Source organism: Pantoea sp. FN0305 (assembly GCF_050113845.1).
GTDB classification, from domain to species: domain Bacteria; phylum Pseudomonadota; class Gammaproteobacteria; order Enterobacterales; family Enterobacteriaceae; genus Mixta; species Mixta alhagi.
Map to the genome: position 1 here is coordinate 754,524 of NZ_JBNJSN010000001.1, position 18,141 is coordinate 772,664.

The 18,141-nt window shown below is 53.9% G+C and carries 16 protein-coding genes and 2 pseudogenes; 11 read left to right on the top strand and 7 right to left on the bottom strand.

The window, feature by feature from the left end; translation table 11 throughout:
- Positions 1 to 3 precede the first annotated feature (3 nt).
- From fliZ to ACQE3Y_RS03480, 6 genes are all read left to right on the top strand, one after another.
- On the top strand, positions 4 to 507 hold the full coding sequence (gene fliZ, locus ACQE3Y_RS03455; protein WP_085071397.1) for a flagella biosynthesis regulatory protein FliZ: 504 nt from the start codon (positions 4 to 6) through the stop codon (positions 505 to 507).
- A gap of 148 nt (positions 508 to 655) precedes the next feature.
- Positions 656 to 1,642: a D-cysteine desulfhydrase gene (locus tag ACQE3Y_RS03460; RefSeq protein ID WP_426972187.1), complete on the top strand. Its 987-nt coding sequence runs from the start codon at positions 656 to 658 to the stop codon at positions 1,640 to 1,642.
- A 197-nt stretch (positions 1,643 to 1,839) separates the two neighbouring features.
- A complete protein-coding gene (gene tcyJ, locus ACQE3Y_RS03465; protein ID WP_250650195.1) occupies positions 1,840 to 2,640 on the top strand; it encodes a cystine ABC transporter substrate-binding protein in 801 nt (266 codons plus the stop codon).
- Entirely contained in the window at positions 2,640 to 3,308 is a 669-nt protein-coding gene (gene tcyL / locus ACQE3Y_RS03470; protein WP_426972188.1) for a cystine ABC transporter permease, read from the top strand. The genes tcyJ and tcyL overlap by 1 nt, the downstream gene beginning before the upstream one ends.
- Positions 3,305 to 4,057, top strand: a complete 753-nt coding sequence (gene tcyN, locus ACQE3Y_RS03475) for an L-cystine ABC transporter ATP-binding protein TcyN (protein ID WP_426980871.1) — start codon at positions 3,305 to 3,307, stop codon at positions 4,055 to 4,057. Before tcyL ends, tcyN begins: the two co-directional genes overlap by 4 nt.
- A 227-nt stretch (positions 4,058 to 4,284) precedes the next feature.
- Complete coding sequence (locus tag ACQE3Y_RS03480; RefSeq protein ID WP_426980872.1) at positions 4,285 to 5,358, top strand: acyltransferase family protein; 1,074 nt, start codon at positions 4,285 to 4,287, stop codon at positions 5,356 to 5,358.
- Positions 5,359 to 5,478: 120 nt separating this feature from the next.
- On the opposite strand, the pseudogene ACQE3Y_RS03485 reads toward ACQE3Y_RS03480, so the two are convergent.
- The 3 genes and pseudogenes from ACQE3Y_RS03485 to putA form a co-directional block, all read right to left on the bottom strand.
- Positions 5,479 to 5,700: pseudogene (locus ACQE3Y_RS03485) on the bottom strand (ISNCY family transposase); the annotation flags it as partial.
- Between the two features lie 3 nt (positions 5,701 to 5,703).
- Complete coding sequence (locus ACQE3Y_RS03490) at positions 5,704 to 5,829, bottom strand: Rpn family recombination-promoting nuclease/putative transposase (protein WP_426980873.1); 126 nt, start codon at positions 5,827 to 5,829, stop codon at positions 5,704 to 5,706.
- A gap of 110 nt (positions 5,830 to 5,939) precedes the next feature.
- Entirely contained in the window at positions 5,940 to 9,890 is a 3,951-nt protein-coding gene (gene putA, locus ACQE3Y_RS03495; RefSeq protein ID WP_426980874.1) for a trifunctional transcriptional regulator/proline dehydrogenase/L-glutamate gamma-semialdehyde dehydrogenase, read from the bottom strand.
- Between the two features lie 433 nt (positions 9,891 to 10,323).
- Between putA and putP the strand changes: the two genes are divergently transcribed.
- Positions 10,324 to 11,808 carry a sodium/proline symporter PutP gene (putP, locus tag ACQE3Y_RS03500; protein ID WP_426972194.1) on the top strand — a complete coding sequence of 495 codons (1,485 nt, stop codon included), beginning with the start codon at positions 10,324 to 10,326 and terminating at the stop codon, positions 11,806 to 11,808.
- Positions 11,809 to 12,000: 192 nt separating this feature from the next.
- Here putP and ACQE3Y_RS03505 read toward each other — a convergent pair.
- The 4 genes and pseudogenes from ACQE3Y_RS03505 to ACQE3Y_RS03520 all read right to left on the bottom strand — a co-directional run.
- Positions 12,001 to 12,078, bottom strand: a pseudogene (locus ACQE3Y_RS03505) (hypothetical protein); the annotation flags it as partial.
- A gap of 154 nt (positions 12,079 to 12,232) precedes the next feature.
- Entirely contained in the window at positions 12,233 to 12,859 is a 627-nt protein-coding gene (locus ACQE3Y_RS03510; protein WP_426980875.1) for a LysE family translocator, read from the bottom strand.
- A gap of 233 nt (positions 12,860 to 13,092) precedes the next feature.
- The gene (locus ACQE3Y_RS03515; protein WP_426980876.1) at positions 13,093 to 13,515 is read right to left on the bottom strand and encodes a DUF2000 domain-containing protein; all 423 of its coding nucleotides are present in this window, start codon (positions 13,513 to 13,515) and stop codon (positions 13,093 to 13,095) included.
- 17 nt (positions 13,516 to 13,532) lie between these two features.
- On the bottom strand, positions 13,533 to 13,736 hold the full coding sequence (locus ACQE3Y_RS03520; protein ID WP_426980877.1) for a hypothetical protein: 204 nt from the start codon (positions 13,734 to 13,736) through the stop codon (positions 13,533 to 13,535).
- A gap of 162 nt (positions 13,737 to 13,898) precedes the next feature.
- On the opposite strand from ACQE3Y_RS03520, the gene ACQE3Y_RS03525 reads away from it, so the two are divergent.
- From ACQE3Y_RS03525 to efeB, 4 genes are all read left to right on the top strand, one after another.
- Positions 13,899 to 14,378 (top strand): Lrp/AsnC family transcriptional regulator, encoded by a 480-nt coding sequence (locus ACQE3Y_RS03525; RefSeq protein ID WP_426980878.1) that lies wholly within the window; start codon positions 13,899 to 13,901, stop codon positions 14,376 to 14,378.
- A 187-nt stretch (positions 14,379 to 14,565) separates the two neighbouring features.
- Positions 14,566 to 15,399, top strand: a complete 834-nt coding sequence (efeU, locus tag ACQE3Y_RS03530; protein ID WP_426980879.1) for an iron uptake transporter permease EfeU — start codon at positions 14,566 to 14,568, stop codon at positions 15,397 to 15,399.
- Between the two features lie 53 nt (positions 15,400 to 15,452).
- Positions 15,453 to 16,574, top strand: coding sequence for an iron uptake system protein EfeO (gene efeO, locus ACQE3Y_RS03535; protein WP_426980880.1), 1,122 nt, complete (start codon positions 15,453 to 15,455; stop codon positions 16,572 to 16,574).
- 5 nt (positions 16,575 to 16,579) lie between these two features.
- Positions 16,580 to 17,857, top strand: a complete 1,278-nt coding sequence (efeB, locus tag ACQE3Y_RS03540) for an iron uptake transporter deferrochelatase/peroxidase subunit (protein WP_426980881.1) — start codon at positions 16,580 to 16,582, stop codon at positions 17,855 to 17,857.
- Positions 17,858 to 18,141 lie beyond the last annotated feature (284 nt).

Below are 18,141 nucleotides of genomic sequence, written 5' to 3' on the forward strand. Positions count from 1 at the left end.
TCAATGGGAACCAAACTAAAAACGAGGCCATTAAGCCGTTATCTTAAAGACTTTAAACACAGCCAAAGTAATTGTTCACACTGCGGAAAAGTACTCGACAGGATGGCGTTAGTTTTTCGCGGTCAGATCATCAATAAAGAAGCCATATCCCGGATGGACCAGCCGATCGACGATCAGGTCTGGCTTAAATTACAAAACGAACTGACCGCTCTGTGCCGGTTTTGCAGCGATATTTACTGCAATACGCACCCCAATTATTTTGACATTATGGCGTTTAAACAATACCTGTTTGAACAGACGGAAATGAGCCACAGCACAATACGTGAGTATGTGGTTCGTCTGCGTCGTCTGGATGACATGCTGTCGGCGAAAAATTACCCGGCAGAAAAATTACGCGGCGGAAGCTGGCACGAATGTCTGGAAAAAGATTTACCGGATGCCGGAAACAATAACTACCGCATTGCCCTGCGAAAATATGACCAGTTTTTAGGATGGCAGCGTAATTAAGTGTTCGGCACGGATGGGTTTTCATCCGTGCCGCGCTGACTTTTTCAGCAGCCAGGCGCGTCTGCGCCTCATCACACGAACTGACCATAGATCCCCGACAGATCTTCTGCAACACTGTAGCCATTATTCTGTGTGCGTGGAGGCTGCTTTGTCCCTGTCTAATCTGATCCAATTCCCCCGTCTAGAACTGGTTGGCGCCCCAACGCCGCTGGAGCATTTGCCACGTCTTTCCGACTACCTTGGCCGCGATATTTTTATCAAGCGTGATGATATTACGCCGTTGGCGCTGGGTGGAAACAAGCTACGCAAGCTGGAGTTTCTGGCGGCGGATGCGTTGCGCGAAGGGGCCGATGTGTTGATTACCGCCGGGGCTATCCAGTCAAACCACGTACGCCAAACTGCCGCAGTGGCGGCAAAGCTGGGTCTGAAGTGTTTTGCCCTGCTGGAGAACCCGATCCAAACTCAGGCGGAAAACTATCTCAGCAACGGCAACCGCCTGCTACTTGATCTCATGGACTGCGAAGTAGAGCTGGTGGATACGCTGCATGCGCCCGCGCAACAGCTGGAGGAGCTGCGCATTCGTCTGGAAGCGCAGGGCTTTCGTCCTTATGTGGTGCCGGTTGGCGGTTCTAACGCGCTGGGCGCACTGGGTTATGTGGAGTGCGCGCAGGAGATCGCTCATCAAAGCGAAGATGTTGTGGATTTCGCTGCGGTGGTTGTGGCCTCCGGCAGTGCGGGCACGCATGCGGGTCTGGCGCTGGGATTAGAACATCTGCTGCCGGAAACGGAGCTGGTTGGCGTGACGGTGTCACGCAAAGTTGTCGATCAGCTGCCGCTGGTTACCGGCCTCCAGCAGCAGGTTGCCAGCCTGCTGGAGACGCACAGCAGCGCGGCAATCACGCTTTGGGATGACTATTTTGGTCCGCGCTACGGCATGCCCAGCGAAGAGGGCATGGAAGCAGTGAAGCTGTTGGCACGCCTGGAAGGCATCTTCCTTGATCCGGTCTATACCGGCAAAGCGATGGCAGGATTAATCGATGGTATCAGTCAGCAGCGCTTCCAGCGTGAAGGACCATTGCTGTTTGTGCATACCGGTGGCGCACCGGCATTATTTGCTTATCACCCTTTGGTCTGATGGCGAAAACGAAAATCCCTTACTGGTGTAACTGCATCGGGATCCAGGCGATTGCCGTGGCGATGCAGCTTGAATTATTTAGGGTATACAATCATTCTGTTTAATGATCTTTGCTTTTTCGTAAAAAAGCCGAACTATTCGGCTTTGCTTTTTAACGAAAGCGTTCTACACACAATCCAACAATAAACGGGGTAAATATGATTTTTTCTCAGGTACGTCGTCAACTGGTTCTGGGCGTGATGGCCGTGGCGTTGGTCGCGGGTGTTAACGTAAAAACATTCGCGGCGGAAAACCTGCTCAACAAGGTTAAAGAGCGCGGCAGCCTGCTGGTGGGTCTGGAAGGCACCTATCCGCCGTTTAGCTTTCAGGATGAAAACGGCAAGCTGACCGGCTTCGAAGTGGAGTTTGCCGAAGCGCTGGCTGAGCATCTTGGCGTTAAGGCAAGCCTGAAGCCGACCAAATGGGATGGCATGCTGGCATCGCTGGATTCCAAACGCATCGATGTGGTGATTAACCAGGTCACGATTTCCGACGAACGTAAGAAAAAATATGATTTCTCCACGCCTTATACCGTCTCCGGCATTCAGGCGCTGACCCGTAAAGATAAAGAAGGCACCATTAAAAGCCCGCAGGATCTGGCGAACAAAAAAGTTGGCGTCGGCCTTGGCACCAACTATGAGCAGTGGCTGCGTGAGAATGTGAAAAATGTTGATATTCGCACCTACGATGATGACCCGACTAAATATCAGGATCTGCGCTCTGGCCGTGTGGATGCCATTCTGGTTGACCGCCTGGCCGCGCTCGACCTGGTGAAGAAAACCGGTAATACCATGGCGGTAGCAGGTCCTGCATTCTCACGTCAGGAAGCGGGTGTGGCGCTGCGTAAAGGCAATGAAGATATGCTGAACGCTATTAACCAGGCGATTGCCACCATGCAGACAGACGGCACGCTGAATAAGATTTCACAAAAATGGTTCGGCGCGGACGTTACTAAATAATGCAAGAGAGTATCCAACTGGTGCTGGATTCAGCACCTTTTTTATTAAAGGGCGCGCTGTTCACGCTGCAGCTCAGCATTGGCGGCATGTTTTTTGGCCTGGTGCTGGGTTTTATCCTGGCGCTGATGCGGCTCTCATCCTTCTGGCCAATCAACTGGCTGGCGCGCATTTATGTTTCCATTTTTCGCGGCACCCCGCTGATTGCTCAGCTGTTTATGATCTATTACGGTCTGCCGCAGTTTGGCATCGAGCTTGATCCTATCCCGTCGGCGATGATTGGCCTGTCGTTAAATACCGCAGCCTACGCCTCTGAGTCGCTGCGTGGCGCGATTGCCGCCATTGAGCGCGGTCAGTGGGAAGCGGCGGCCAGTATCGGCATGACGCGCTGGCAAACACTGCGTCGCGTGGTGCTGCCGCAGGCGGCACGTACCGCGTTACCGCCGTTGGGCAACAGCTTTATCAGCCTGGTGAAAGATACCTCGCTGGCTGCCACCATTCAGGTGCCGGAGCTGTTCCGCCAGGCGCAGCTGATCACTTCACGCACGCTGGAGGTTTTCACCATGTATCTGGCGGCATCGCTGATCTACTGGGTGATGGCGACCGTGCTGTCGGCGCTGCAAAACCGCCTGGAAGATTATGTTAACCGTCAGGATCGGGAGGCCAAATGAGCGCCATTGAAGTCAGCAAACTGGTAAAACGGTTTAACGGTCAGACGGTGCTGCATGGTATCGATCTTGAGGTCGCTTCCGGTGAAGTCGTGGCAATCATCGGCCCCAGCGGCTCGGGAAAAACCACGCTGTTGCGCAGCATTAATCTGCTGGAGATACCCGACGGCGGCACCATTAAAGTGGGCGATATTGAAATCAATGCCGCTCTGCCTGTCAGTAAACAGAAAGAGCGCGTACGCCAGCTGCGCCAGCAGGTGGGCTTTGTATTCCAGAGCTTTAACCTGTTTCCGCATCGCTCGGTACTGGAAAATATTATTGAAGGTCCGGTCATCGTTAAGGGTGAACCCAAAGCCGAGGCGATAGCGCGCGCCCGGGTGCTGCTGGAGAAGGTAGGACTGCACGGTAAAGAGGAAAGTTATCCGCGCCGCCTTTCTGGCGGACAGCAGCAGCGCGTAGCCATTGCCCGTGCGCTGGCGATGCGTCCTGAAGTGATCCTGTTTGATGAGCCTACTTCGGCGCTGGATCCTGAACTGGTTGGCGAGGTGCTCAGTACCATTCGTTCGCTGGCGGAAGAGAAACGCACTATGGTAATTGTTACGCATGAGATGAGCTTTGCGCGTGACGTAGCCGATCGCGCTATTTTTATGGATCAGGGACGCATTGTGGAGCAGGGGCCGGCAAAAGAGCTGTTTGCGCATCCTCAACAGGCGCGTACGCGTCAGTTCCTGGAGAAATTCCTTAGCCAATAACTGGCCTTACCGACGCCAGGTTACTCCTAAATCTATTTATCCAACGGGCAGCCACATTCGCGGGCTGCCCGTTTTTTTATTGTTTCAATGACCCTCTGATTACTTTGCGTCAGGGCCGATTATTCTTTTTAAGATAAAAGCTACAGCGATTTCATTCACGTCCCGTTAATAATGCAGGCTGGCTATTCTGCCTTTTTACTTCCGTCAACTTAGCGGGAATCACAGCAATGAACGATAAAAAAAGTCAGGAAATTCAATGGATCAATACCCTAAAAGGCGGCTGCATTCTACTGGTGGTGCTCTATCATGTGGTGTTGCCTGGATTTGAAGGCACGCTGAAACATCTCACGGCAGGCGGCCTACCGGCCCACCTGTGGGTGGCGTTTAATACCGTTCTGTCGCCGTTGCGTATGCCAGCTTTCTTTTTTGTATCCGGCATGCTGGCCGCGCGGGCAATTAATGACAAACCGTGGAAAAAAGTATTTACCAGTCGCGTAACTAATCTTTTTTATCTTTATATTCTTTGGGGTGTTATTCAGTGGCTTTCTATTTACGGTATCTCTTCAGAGATCACTCATCATCGTATTTCCAGTAATATTAATTCCTCGTATGCTGAATCACCGCAGGAATTTATATCACTGATGCTGCTGGCAATGAGCAGTTCCTGGTATCTCTATGCGCTGGGATTGTTCTTTCTGTTTGCGAAACTGTTCCGCAAACAGCGCCTGCCACTGGTTATTGTCGCGGTGCTGTTGAATTATCTGGCAGTGGAAAAAATCATCCCTGGATGGGGACCGGAAAGCCTCTCACAATATTTTATCTATTTCATTATGGGTTCATTCTGGAGCGCGCAGGTTATCCATCTTAGCGAATGGCACAAAAATAACCTGCTGCCGTGGCTGGGATTAGCGTTACTGTCCGTGGTGCATCTACTGCTGGGCCTACAGAAAAATCTGTTCCTGTGCACGTTAGCTATCCTGTTCTGCATCGCGCTCTGCCGCACCCTGAACAACCACTTCCGCATGACGTGGATGAACTGGGTCGGTAAAAATACGCTGCAAATTTATGTGTTGCACCGCATCTTTATTGAATATTTCGGTATGACGGCCATCCTGTTCGCGCTGGATCATCACCTGTTTGATTCCGCGCTGTTCTCGATACTCTGGGCGGTCGGCTTTCCGGTTGGCATGGTGGCGCTCTGTTCACTGTGTTCGATAGCGGTATGGAAGCTATTGAATAAAGGCCTGGGAAAATCGCTGTTTATCTATCCGCGTCTGCTGCGCATGAAGTTTGATGTCTAAACCAGGGCCGCGTAATCCATAACCAGGGCATCAGGTTTTGACGAAGGGTGAGAGGCTTGTTAACGCGTTTGTTTGACCGCATCGGGTTAACAGTAGCCTCTTTTAAACAGAAGCTGCGTATCAGTGATGGATCTGTGCCAGCTCGTGTTCAGAAAGGCCGGTCTTCATCACGATGGAGCGGTCAATGCCACGCTGTTCACCAGGTTTGATACCTTGTTCAAGGCCTTTCTGTTCAAGCTGCTGTGCGATGGTCATTAGTGCATCCTCGTGTTGTGGCACCCTTTGTGCCAGTTTGCGTACAAAGGCCTCTGCGTCTGGCTTTTCGCCTGCCTGCACAATGTGTGTTTATAAATGAAAACAAATGCTTATAAATTCTCTGGCGGTATCGGGATGCGTAAGAAACTGTTTGAATGCCGCATCGTGAGGCGTTGGGGGCTGTTTTTCTCTGGTTTGTTCTTGCCTGTCAGTCATGGCGTACTCGTGGCCTTGTGGTATCTACCTTCGATAAGGTAATGATTGTCCAGGCACCAGGGTAAAAAAAAGCCGCCCTGTATCAAGGCGGCTTGTGGTAACCGGTGGCGTTAGCCAATCGTCATCAGGCTGGCATTTCCTCCCGCCGCAGCGGTATTGACGCTCAGCGAGCGTTCAATTAACAGACGCTCCAGCAGCAGATTGGTTTCGCCACGGGCAAAGCCCTGCACTGAAACGATCGCGCCGCCGCGTGCGGCAATCTTTTCGCACAGCAAACGCAGCTGATCGGCGTCGCCGTGATAGATCACCGCATCATAGTGCTGTTCCTGAGCCAGCGGATCCTGGGCAAAGTCGATACGTACGCGTACTTTCTCCGGCAGCGACTGCGCCAGCTTACGATGCAGCTCATCATCCTGCCACAAAGCGCGACTGCCGACGCTGGTCACCGCCGCCAGCTGTACCAGCGCATCCTGCTCGTTATCCGCCAGACAGAGCACGCGCTCGCGCGGCAGCAGAATATAGGTATTGCGCTCGCCGGTTGGGCCCGGCAGCAAGCGTACCGTGCCGCCCTGCGCCAGTTTTTCATAGCGGGCGCAGACTTCCGCCAGCTGCGGCTGCGCGTTGGCCCAGTCGCTCAGCGCCTTGTGCGCTTCGATAAGGGCAGGGCGCAGCGTCGCATCAAGCGTCTGTTCGGCATCGTGACGATCGAGCGTGACCTGCAGCGCGTTATCCGGACGATGCGATAACAGACGATAGAGGTAAAGCGGGCCACCCGCTTTCGGACCGGTACCTGATAAGCCTTCGCCGCCGAACGGCTGTACGCCAACCACTGCGCCAACCATATTACGGTTAACGTACAGGTTGCCAACTTTCGCACGCTGGGTTACCTGACCGATAGTTTCATCAATACGGGTATGCACGCCCAGCGTTAAGCCATAACCCGATGCATTGATCTGTTCAATCAGCTGCGGCAGTGAACTACGCGTATAACGCACCACATGCAGTACCGGGCCAAAGATCTCTTTATCCAGTTCATCAATACTGTTCAGTTCAATCAGCGTCGGCTTAATAAAGGTGCCCTGCGTCCACTCTTTACTGTCCTGCTGATGCTCCTGTACCGCCTGGAACACCGTCAGCCCTTTGGCGCGCATCGCCTGAATATGACGCTCAATATTCTCTTTCGCCTCGGCATCAATTACCGGACCAATATCAGTGGAAAGACGCTCCGGATTGCCCATACGGCACTCTGCCATCGCACCGCGCAACATCTTCAACGTATGCTCGGCAGCGTCCTCCTGAATACAGAGCAGACGCAGCGCCGAACAGCGCTGGCCCGCACTGTCATAGGCAGAGGAAACGATATCCAGCACCACCTGCTCTGTCAGCGCGGAGGAGTCAACGATCATCGCATTCATTCCGCCGGTTTCGGCAATCAGCGGCGTTGGGCGGCCCTGCGGATCGAGGCGTCCGGCCAGGTTACGCTGTAACAAACTCGCTACGGCAGTCGAGCCGGTAAACATAACGCCACGCACCCGATCGTCGCCGGTCAACTGGGCACCTACAGTCTCGCCGAGGCCAGGCAGCAGCTGAATGACGCCAGCCGGCACGCCCGCTTCAAGCAGAATGCGTACCGCCTGAGCGGCAATCAGCGGCGTTTGCTCTGCGGGTTTCGCCAGCACGCTGTTGCCCGCCGCCAGGGCGGCAGCAATCTGCCCGGTAAAGATCGCCAGCGGGAAGTTCCACGGGCTGATACAGACCACCGGCCCTAATGGACGATGGGTTTCATTATCAAAGTCACTGCTTACCAGGCCGGCGTAGTAATAGAGGAAATCGACCGCTTCGCGCACTTCAGCAATGGCGTTATTGAACGTTTTACCCGCTTCGCGCACCAGGATGCCGATAAGCGTCTGCATCTGACCTTCCATCAGTTCAGCGGCGCGTTCCAGAATAGCGGCGCGTTCCTGCGCTGGAGTGGCAAACCAGATTGGACCGGCATTTACCGACGCTTCCAGTGCCTGTGCTACTTCCTGCTCGCTGGCTTCACGCACTTCGCCCACCAGGTCGGAGGGATCGGCCGGGTTTAGCACCGGGCGGTATTCCCCCTGGCCGAGCTCGCCTTCAATCATCGGTTCGGCGCGCCATAAATGCGCGGCGCTGCTTAACAGGGCGCTGGAGAGGGACGCCAGGCGGTGTTCGTTAGCTAAATCCAGTCCGGCGGAGTTGGGGCGTTTATTACCGTACAGATCGCGTGGCAGCGGAATTTTCGGATGCGGCAAACCAATGGCGCCTTCCGTTGCGGCCAGCCGCTCAACTTGCTGAACCGGATCGGCCACCAGCTCATCCAGCGGCAGGGTTTTATCCGCGATACGGTTAACAAACGAGGTGTTAGCGCCATTTTCCAGCAGACGACGCACCAGGTAAGCCAGCAGGGTTTCATGGGTGCCGACCGGCGCATAGATACGGCACGGGCGGTTCAGCTTGCCATCAGCGGTTTTGCCGACCACCTGCTCATACAGCGGCTCACCCATGCCGTGCAGGCACTGGAACTCATACTGACCGGGATAATAGTTATTGCCCGCCAGATGATAGATCGCCGCCAGACTGTGGGCGTTATGGGTGGCGAACTGCGGATAAATCAGGTTAGGCACAGCCAGCAGCTTGCGGGCGCAGGCCAGGTAAGAGATATCGGTGTAGACCTTGCGGGTATAGACCGGATAGCCTTCCAGCCCTTCGACCTGTGCGCGTTTGATTTCGCTGTCCCAGTAAGCGCCTTTTACCAGACGAATCATCAGACGACGACGGCTGCGCTGCGCCAGATCGATCAGCGCGTCAATCACAAACGGACAACGCTTCTGATAAGCCTGAATAACGAAGCCGATACCGTTCCAGCCTTCCAGTTCCGGCTCGAAGCAGAGTTTTTCCAGCAGATCGAGCGACAGCTCCAGACGATCCGCCTCTTCGGCATCGATATTAATCCCGATATCGTAAGAGCGCGCCAGCAGCGTCAGCGATTTAAGAATAGGGTAGAGCTCTTCCATAACGCGCGAGTATTGCGCGCGGCTGTAGCGTGGATGCAGCGCAGAAAGCTTGATCGAGATCCCCGGGCCTTCATAAATACCACGCCCGTTGGAGGCTTTGCCAATGGCATGGATCGCCTGCTGATAAGAGAGCAGATACGCTTTCGCATCGCTGGCGGTCAGCGCCGCTTCGCCCAGCATATCGTAAGAGTAGCGGAAGCCTTTTTCTTCCAGTTTACGGGCATTGGCCAGCGCTTCTGCGATGGTTTCGCCGGTAACAAACTGCTCGCCCATCAAACGCATCGCCATATCCACGCCTTTGCGGATCAGCGGCTCGCCGCTTTTACCGATAATACGGTTAAGGGAGCGCGACAGGTTGGCTTCGTTATGCGTTGCGACCAGACGGCCGGTAAACAGTAGACCCCATGTGGCGGCATTCACAAACAGCGAAGGACTGCGGCCCAGATGCGCCTGCCAGTTGCCGTTGCTGATTTTATCGCGGATCAGCGCATCGCGCGTCGGTTTATCAGGGATGCGCAGCAGCGCTTCCGCCAGACACATCAGCGCCACGCCTTCCTGAGAGGATAACGAAAACTCCTGTAGCAGGCTTTGCACCATTCCGGCGCGTCCGGTTGCCCCTTTTTGGTGCCTCAGCTTATCCGCCAGCGACCAGGCAAGCTGATGGGCTTTTTCTGCCAGCGGGGCAGGTAAACGCGCCTGCTCCAGCATCATTGAGACGGCTTCAGGTTCCGGGCGACGCCAGGCAGACGTAATGGCTGCACGGGTAACCGTTTGCGGCAGGATCTGTTCTGCGAAATCAAGAAACGGCTGATGTGGCTCTTCCAGCAATGCCTCTTCTGATTCATTGGCTGCTGCCTGCAGCGGATATTCAGCGGGCTGCGTACCCTGCTCCAGCTGCTCAAGATAGTTAAAAATCGCTTGTTTGATCAGCCAGTGCGGGGTGCGATCGATATGTTGTGCAGCCTGTTTGATTCTTTCGCGGGTGGCTTCATCCAGTTTGACACCCATGGTCGTCGTTGCCATGCCTTTAACGCTCCTCAAAACCTTATATCACCGTTGTATGGCGCAATATCACCTATGTTGCAACTTTGTGCAACCGTGTTAATTGTGAGCCTGTTAACACTCCGCGCAAATGCCAAATTGTTAAATCTGCGAAAGCGGCATGGATATTGCTGCAAATTCCTCGCCACTTTTGCGAAAGCCCGAATTTTCTGAGATTGGCGCGGTTGCGACCAGGGTGTTACTGACTGAAACGTGACCTGGTGCAACCTTCTGAAATTCTAATAACGAGAGGGAGTGAATTCAGTGTAACAGCTGTGTTAAATGTTGTGCGTTATAAACCTTTCCGGCAGGATAGCGCGCCAAAGATAAGTTTTTAATAAAAACCGCTGCGTTCCGGCGGTGAACACAGGGCAAACAACCCTCTGCTTAATACCGATAATAAATGGAGAACCTGATGACATTAAGCACACCGATGTTGGTGACATTCATCATCTATATTCTTGGCATGGTGTTGATTGGCTTTATAGCCTGGCGCTCAACCAAAAATTTCGATGACTACATTCTTGGGGGGCGTAGTCTGGGCAGCCTGGTTACCGCACTTTCAGCGGGCGCATCGGATATGAGTGGCTGGCTGCTGATGGGGTTGCCCGGCGCTATCTTTCTGTCAGGAATTTCAGAAAGCTGGATTGCCATCGGGCTAATTATCGGTGCCTGGCTGAACTGGAAAATCGTAGCTGGTCGCCTGCGCGTACAAACTGAACATCACAATAACGCCCTGACGCTGCCTGATTTCTTTACCAGCCGCTTCGAGGATCGCAGCAAGCTGCTGCGGATTATCTCCGCCATCGTTATTCTGGTTTTCTTCACCATCTACTGTGCATCCGGCATTGTGGCCGGGGCGCGCCTGTTTGAAAGCACCTTTGGTATGAGCTACGAAACAGCGCTGTGGGCCGGAGCGGCCGCCACTATTCTTTATACCTTTGTGGGTGGTTTCCTCGCGGTAAGCTGGACCGATACCGTCCAGGCCAGTTTGATGTTTTTCGCCCTGCTGTTAACGCCGATTATGGTGATTATCTCCGTGGGCGGCTTTGAGGATTCCCTGCGGGTGATTGAAGCGAAAAGCCTGGAAAACATCGATATGCTGAAAGGGCTGAATTTTGTTGCGGTAATTTCGCTGCTGGGCTGGGGCCTGGGCTATTTTGGTCAGCCGCATATTCTGGCGCGCTTCATGGCGGCCGACTCGCATCGCTCGATCCGTACCGCACGACGTATCGGTATGGCGTGGATGATCCTCTGTCTGGGCGGCGCGGTTGCGGTGGGCTTCTTTGGCATCGCCTGGTTCCAGAACCATCCGGAAGAGGCGGCTGGCGTAAGTGAAAACGGCGAGCGCGTCTTTATCGAGCTGGCGCGTCTGCTGTTTAACCCGTGGATCGCTGGCATTCTGCTTTCGGCTATCCTGGCGGCGGTTATGTCTACCCTAAGCTGCCAGCTGCTGGTCTGCTCCAGCGCGCTAACGGAAGATCTTTATAAAGGTCTGCTGCGTCAAAACGCCAGTCAGAAAGAGCTGGTCTGGTTTGGCCGTATGATGGTACTGGTGGTGGCTCTGATTGCTATTGCGCTGGCCTCTAATCCTGAGAACCGTGTTCTGGGGCTGGTGAGTTATGCCTGGGCCGGTTTCGGCGCCGCGTTTGGTCCGGTAGTACTGTTCTCGGTCTGCTGGAAACGCACCACGCGCAACGGCGCGCTGGTGGGCATGGTAATTGGCGCGCTGACGGTGCTGGTATGGAAACATTATGGCTGGCTGGGTCTGTACGAAATCATCCCTGGCTTCCTGTTTGCCAGCATCGCGATCTACGTTGTGAGCCTGATGGGGCGTGCGCCCTCTGCTGAAGCGCAGGCGCGCTTCGATGCGGCCGACGCAGAATATAAAACGCATTAATTTTCCCGGGCCGACAGGCCCGATGACCTTACAGGAATATTTCCTCTGATCGCGGCCTGCCTGCTTATGGCAGGCCGCACTGTTTCTGCTGCATTCCCCCTTTTGCTCAGCGCAGGGTAAAGGCTACTTTCCGCTCGCCTGATGGCGCAGACGTGTCATCAATTGCTGTAACCGCTCTATCGCCGGAACAAACTGCGAACCTGGCAGGCGGTTTCGGGCCAGTAGCTTTCCTGCAAGAATGGCATCACGTAAAGCATGATACAGCGCCCGCAGGCGGGCTACGCCGCCTCGCTGCGCCAGCGCATTTTCATATCACGTATAAAAAGCGTCATAAGCTGCGAGCGCAATCCGCTACGCGGTAGCTGAGCGTGTTGATACCCCCGGGGAAGTCCACGCCCCGGGGGGCGTGGATAACTGAATACAGCTACAGCGTTTTTGCCACCATGCCGATGGCCGCCAGCAACATAATCGCGCCCGCAGAGCGGAACAGCAGGCGCTGCGCTTCAGCGCTGGTAAGGAAATGGCGTATCTTAAGCGCCGCGAGGATAAATACGGCACCGACTGCCAACAGCACAAAAATGGTCAGCGGCACCAGCATCATGCCCCAGATCTGCAACGAGACGTTGTCCAGTGAAATCACCAGCGGCAGGATCGCCAGATAAAAGGCGATAGTCTTCGGGTTGCCCAGCGTAATGGTCAGCCCGGAGAACCAGGCGGAGGCCAGCTGTTTGCGCGTCGCCCGCTGATCGATATTCACCGCCTGCGGCTGATAGCGCCAGAACTGCCAGGCGAGACAGCATAAATAGAACGAGGCCGCCCAGTTAATCAGGGTAAACAGCGAAGTGTGGTTATGGGCGATAACCGCCAGACCAAACACCGCCACAGAGAGGTAAATCAGGTCGCCCAGAATCAAACCGGTCAACATGGTGAAGCCCGTCACGGCACCGCCGCTAACGCTGCGGGCGACCAGGGCGGTCATCCCCGGACCTGGTATAGCCGCAGCTAATCCAAGCGCGGCGATATAAGAGAGGATTTGTGCGGTTCCCAGCATAGTGATTCCTGTTCAATAAAAGAAAGATTGCGCCAGCAGGGCTTAAGGTCCAGATGTTCACGACACCGGTTGGCAAACACGGTAGCGCCTTCTCCCTGCGCTCCCCAAACGGTGAGAGAGCGGAACGGCCATGTCACCATCATCATGTGGGCATGCCTGTACGCTGCTGCACAAAATAGCCAGCCTCTGCGATTAAGCTGCCTGTTTGATGGCGTTCGGCATGTTATGACTTGTTATTTATAGAGCGGCAGGTTGCCTGTGATTTTGGTGATTTTCTTTTTCGGGCCGATAAGCCCAATGGCGACCAGTTCGATATTACTGCTGTTGACTGAAGAGATGCGTTCGCCATATTCATCATAGGTTTTACAGGACTGAGCGAGGGCGCTGAATGGCATAACATAGATCTCTTCATCATTTTCAGCTGTTCTTTGCAGTTCATGGATGACCTCGCCTGGCGCCAGCAGTACCGGGAGCGGCGCGTAAATCACGCCCGGGTAATTGATGTTGTCCAGACTTTGCCTGTCCGGGCCTACCAGGTTTTCAACGGTGCGGCCAAAGCTAACGCCGATCACGCTCGCGGCGTTGATGGCAAGACCGGCGGGCAAATCTTTATCGATGACAATTGTGCAACGATGTTGGCTGGCATCAAATTTCATATTCGATTCCTGGTTTTTCAGCAAGCACGGCCTTCAAACATGCCGATAACCACAAAATCAGCCGCGATATGACGGCGGGTGATGTTGCGACCACAGGCCCATCCTTTAATTTCATCAATGTAATTAGGGTGCACACGCGTCGTTCTTTCCGCATCGATAGCATCAATGAATGCCCATCTCCATGGGGTTTTAAACGTAAACAAGACGATATGCATTAACATACGAGTCAATTCCTTTCGGCATTCACTTCAATTAATCATTAAATTTGAGAATGTATTATGCCGTGGCCGGAAGGGAAATTGTTACCTATATTACTTGCTTCATTGCTTGTGTCAGGAAAGAATCATCTTTTATCACGGTGAAAACGAAAGGAACTTTCTTTTATGGCGCTTAGCCCGACAGAAATGAAAATCCTGAAGCTGTTGCAGGATGATGCGCGTGTCACTAACCAGGTGCTTGCCGATAAAATCGGCATGTCCGCTTCGCCATGCTGGCGCAAAGTACGCAAGCTGGAAGAGGATGAAGTGATTCAGGGCTACCGCGCAGTCCTGAATCGCAAAAAAATAGGCCTGGGCGTTATGGTGTTTGTGCGAGTGGCGATCGACAGCCACAGCGAAGCGGAAGCAAGAAAGTTTGAAGAGGAAGTGACCGCGCTGGAAGATGTGGTGGCCTGCTACAGCATTGGCGGCGATGCTGATTTTTTATTGCAGGTAGTGGCTTCGGACCTGGATTCCTATGCCGATTTCGCCATGTCGGTAGTGCGGCGTCTTCCCGGAATTAAAGAGATGCAAAGTATGTTTGTGCTGAAAGAGATTAAACCGCTGGTGACTTTGCCGATTAAAAAGATCGGGGAGGGGAGCTGAAGTAGTCCTACTTGCCGCTGAAGCAGCCCTGACGCAGAAAAACGTCGCTGGCTTAAATTTCCTGCGCCCTGATAAATAATCACTGCGGCGTCTTGTTTTTTTTTGTGCCGATAATGATAATCAGTATCGTTTGTGTTTACGCATCTTTACGTCACTTTACGCGAACTAAAACTACTGAGGATCAGGCATGTTTGTACCCTTTCTAATTATGCTGCGCGAAGGGCTGGAAGCAGCACTTATTGTCAGCCTGATTGCCAGCTACCTGAAGCGTACCCAACGCACCCGCTGGTTCGGTGCCATGTGGGCTGGCGTCTTTACTGCTGCCGCGCTCTGTCTGGCGCTTGGCGTGTTCATCAACACCACAACCGGTGAGTTCCCGCAAAAGGAACAGGAGCTGTTTGAAGGTATTGTGGCGGTGATAGCGGTAGCGATCCTTACCTGGATGGTTTTCTGGATGCGTAACGTTTCGCGCAACGTCAAAGCGCAACTGGAAGATGCTGTCGACCAGGCGCTGCAAAAAGGCAGTAACAATGGCTGGGCGCTGGTGCTGATGGTGTTTCTTGCCGTGGCACGCGAAGGGCTGGAATCGGTCTTCTTCCTGCTGGCCGCCTTTACCCAGGATGTGGGGATGGCACCGCCCGTTGGCGCTGTGCTCGGACTGATCACGGCTGCGGCTATCGGCGCGCTAATCTACTGGGGCGGCGTCAAACTTAACCTGGCAAAATTTTTCAAATGGAGCAGCCTGTTTATCATTTTTGTTGCTGCCGGCCTGGCTGCCGGGGCGATCCGCGCCTTCCATGAAGCGGGGCTGTGGAATCACTACCAAACCATCGCCTTTGATCTCAGTAACGCACTCTCCACGCACACCCTGTTCGGGACGCTACTGGAAAGCCTGCTGGGTTACCAGGAGACGCCTACCGTTAGCGAAGTCGCAGTCTGGTTTATCTATCTGATTCCGGCGCTACTGTTCTTTTTTATGCCTGCCCGGCCGGGTGCCGCAGCGGCACGTTCAACAAGCTAAAACCAATGGCGCGTTTGTCGCGCCTGTTTGTGACTTTAACAGGGACTACATTGATGACCATGATTTCTCGCCGCAAAGCCTTACTGGCTTCTCTTCTGGCGTATTCCGCTGTGTCCGGCGCGGCTGACGTGCCGCAGGTAAATGTCAGCGTTAACGATAAACAGTGTGAACCGATGGCGCTCACCGTTAATGCCGGCAAAACCCAGTTTATTATTCGTAACAACAGCCAGAAAGGACTGGAGTGGGAGATCCTTAAGGGCGTTATGGTCGTAGAAGAGCGTGAAAATATCGCGCCGGGCTTTACGCAAAAGCTCACCGCCAATCTTGAGCCTGGCGAATATGAGATGACCTGCGGCCTGCTCAGCAACCCGAAAGGCAAACTGATCGTTAAGGCAACCGGCACTGAGCAGAGCAGTGGCAAACAGGCTGAGCTGATGCAGCTAAGCGGGGCGATTACCGAATATAAAAGCTGGGTTGTTGGCGAAGTGGCGCAGCTGGTCAGCGGCACTAAAGCTTTCACCGACGCGGTTAAAGCGGGTGATGTGAAAAAAGCGCAGTCGCTCTATGCGCCAACCCGGCAGCACTATGAGCGTATCGAACCGATCGCTGAACTCTTCTCGGACCTGGACGGCAGCATTGACGCGCGTGAAGATGACTATGAACAAAAAGCGGCGGATCCTAAATTCACCGGTTTCCATCGTCTGGAAAAAGCACTGTTTGGCGATCGCAGCACCGAGGGCATGAACGATTATGCCGATCGTCTGTATCAGGACACGCTGGAACTGCAAAAACGCATCAATGCGCTGGCTTTCCCGCCGGGCAAAGTAGTGGGCGGCGCAGCTGGCCTGATTGAAGAAGTCGCCGCCAGCAAAATCTCCGGCGAAGAAGATCGTTACAGCCGTACCGATCTGTGGGATTTCCAGGCCAACGTTGATGGCGCGCAGAAAATCGTCAATCTGCTGCGTCCGCAGTTGGAAAAAGCCAATCCGCAGCTGCTAAGCAAGGTGGATAACAACTTCAAAAAAGTCGATGTCATCCTGACCAAATACCGTACGCAGGATGGCTTCGCCTCATATGAAAAATTGACCATAACCGATCGCAACCGCTTAAAAGGGCCGATTACCGTCCTGGCGGAAGATTTGGCTCTGTTGCGTGGCACGCTGGGACTGGATTAAGCCGGATGGAAAAAGTGACCGACGCGGCGATGCTTTCACGGCGTCGCCTGTTAAAAGGACTTGGTCTGTTGAGCGGGGCCGCTGTGGTTGGCAGCGGTTGCCCGGTAAGCGCTGCGGCGGCGGAAAGCTTCTCGTCAGGGGCGCTTTCTCCCAATGCCCGGGAAGAGCGCCAGCCGTTTTACGGGCCGCACCAGGCCGGGATCACCACGCCGCAGCAGGCTGCGATAATGCTGGTGGCTTTTGATGTGCTGGCAGGCGATAAAAACGACCTTGTGCGGCTGTTTAAACTGCTCACTGAACGCATCGCTTTTCTGACCATGGGCGGCATGGCACCGCTGGTCACCAATCCCCAGTTGCCGCCGCTTGATTCCGGCATCCTTGGCGAACGTATCTGGCCCGATAATCTGACGATCACCGTTTCGGTAGGCGAGGCGCTGTTTGACGATCGTTACGGTCTTACGGCGCTGAAGCCTGCAAAGCTGCAAACCATGACGCGTTTTCCCAACGACGCGCTGGACGCGGAAAGCTGTCATGGTGACCTGCTGCTGCAGATTTGCGCCAACACCAACGATACCGTGATCCATGCGCTGCGCGATATCATTAAACATACGCCTGATTTGCTGGCGGTACGCTGGCGGCGCGAAGGCTTTATCCCGGACCATGCGGCGCGCAGTAAAGGCAAGGAAACGCCCATTAACCTGCTGGGCTTCAAAGATGGTACGGCCAATCCCGACGCCACAAACCGGGCTTTAATGGATTCGATACTGTGGGTGACGCAGGATCAGCAGGAGCCTGCCTGGGCCGTGGGCGGCAGTTATCAGGCGGTACGCATTATTCAGTTTCGCGTCGAGTTCTGGGACCGTACGCCGTTGGGTGAACAGCAGACCATCTTTGGCCGTGAAAAGCTCAGCGGCGCGCCGCTGGGGATGAAACATGAGCACGACGAACCGGATTACGCGCAGGATCCGCAGGGGGAGATGATTCCGCTGGATGCACATATTCGTCTGGCCAACCCACGTACGCCGGAAACACAAAGCAGCCTGATGCTGCGTCGTGGCTACAGCTATTCCGCCGGCATTACGTCTGCGGGTCAGCTGGATATGGGGCTGCTGTTTGTGTGCTACCAACACGATTTAGAAAAAGGATTTTTAACCGTGCAACAACGGCTCAATGGCGAGGCGCTGGAGGAATATATTAAACCCACAGGGGGCGGCTATTTCTTTGTGCTGCCGGGCGTGATAAATAATCAACATTATCTGGCTCAGTCATTACTGGAGGCCTGATTAACTTACGATTTCCCGCCAGGTTATAAATGGCGGGAGACGGTTTTTTGCTCGATCTTTCTCTTTGCTATTCCGCTTTCTTTCCTGTTATGAAATTTCTGAATTATCTCACCACTATTTTTGTTTTTTAACCCCCTGATTTATAAATATAAATTAACAGAGTCACTTTTCTATGGATGCCGGACGGTTATTTTTTATTCATTTGGTTAAAATTGCTATTGCAAAATTATAAGAATCTGTTGCACTTTATACAGGTCGGTAGTCTGTAATGCTCAGCTTCCTCG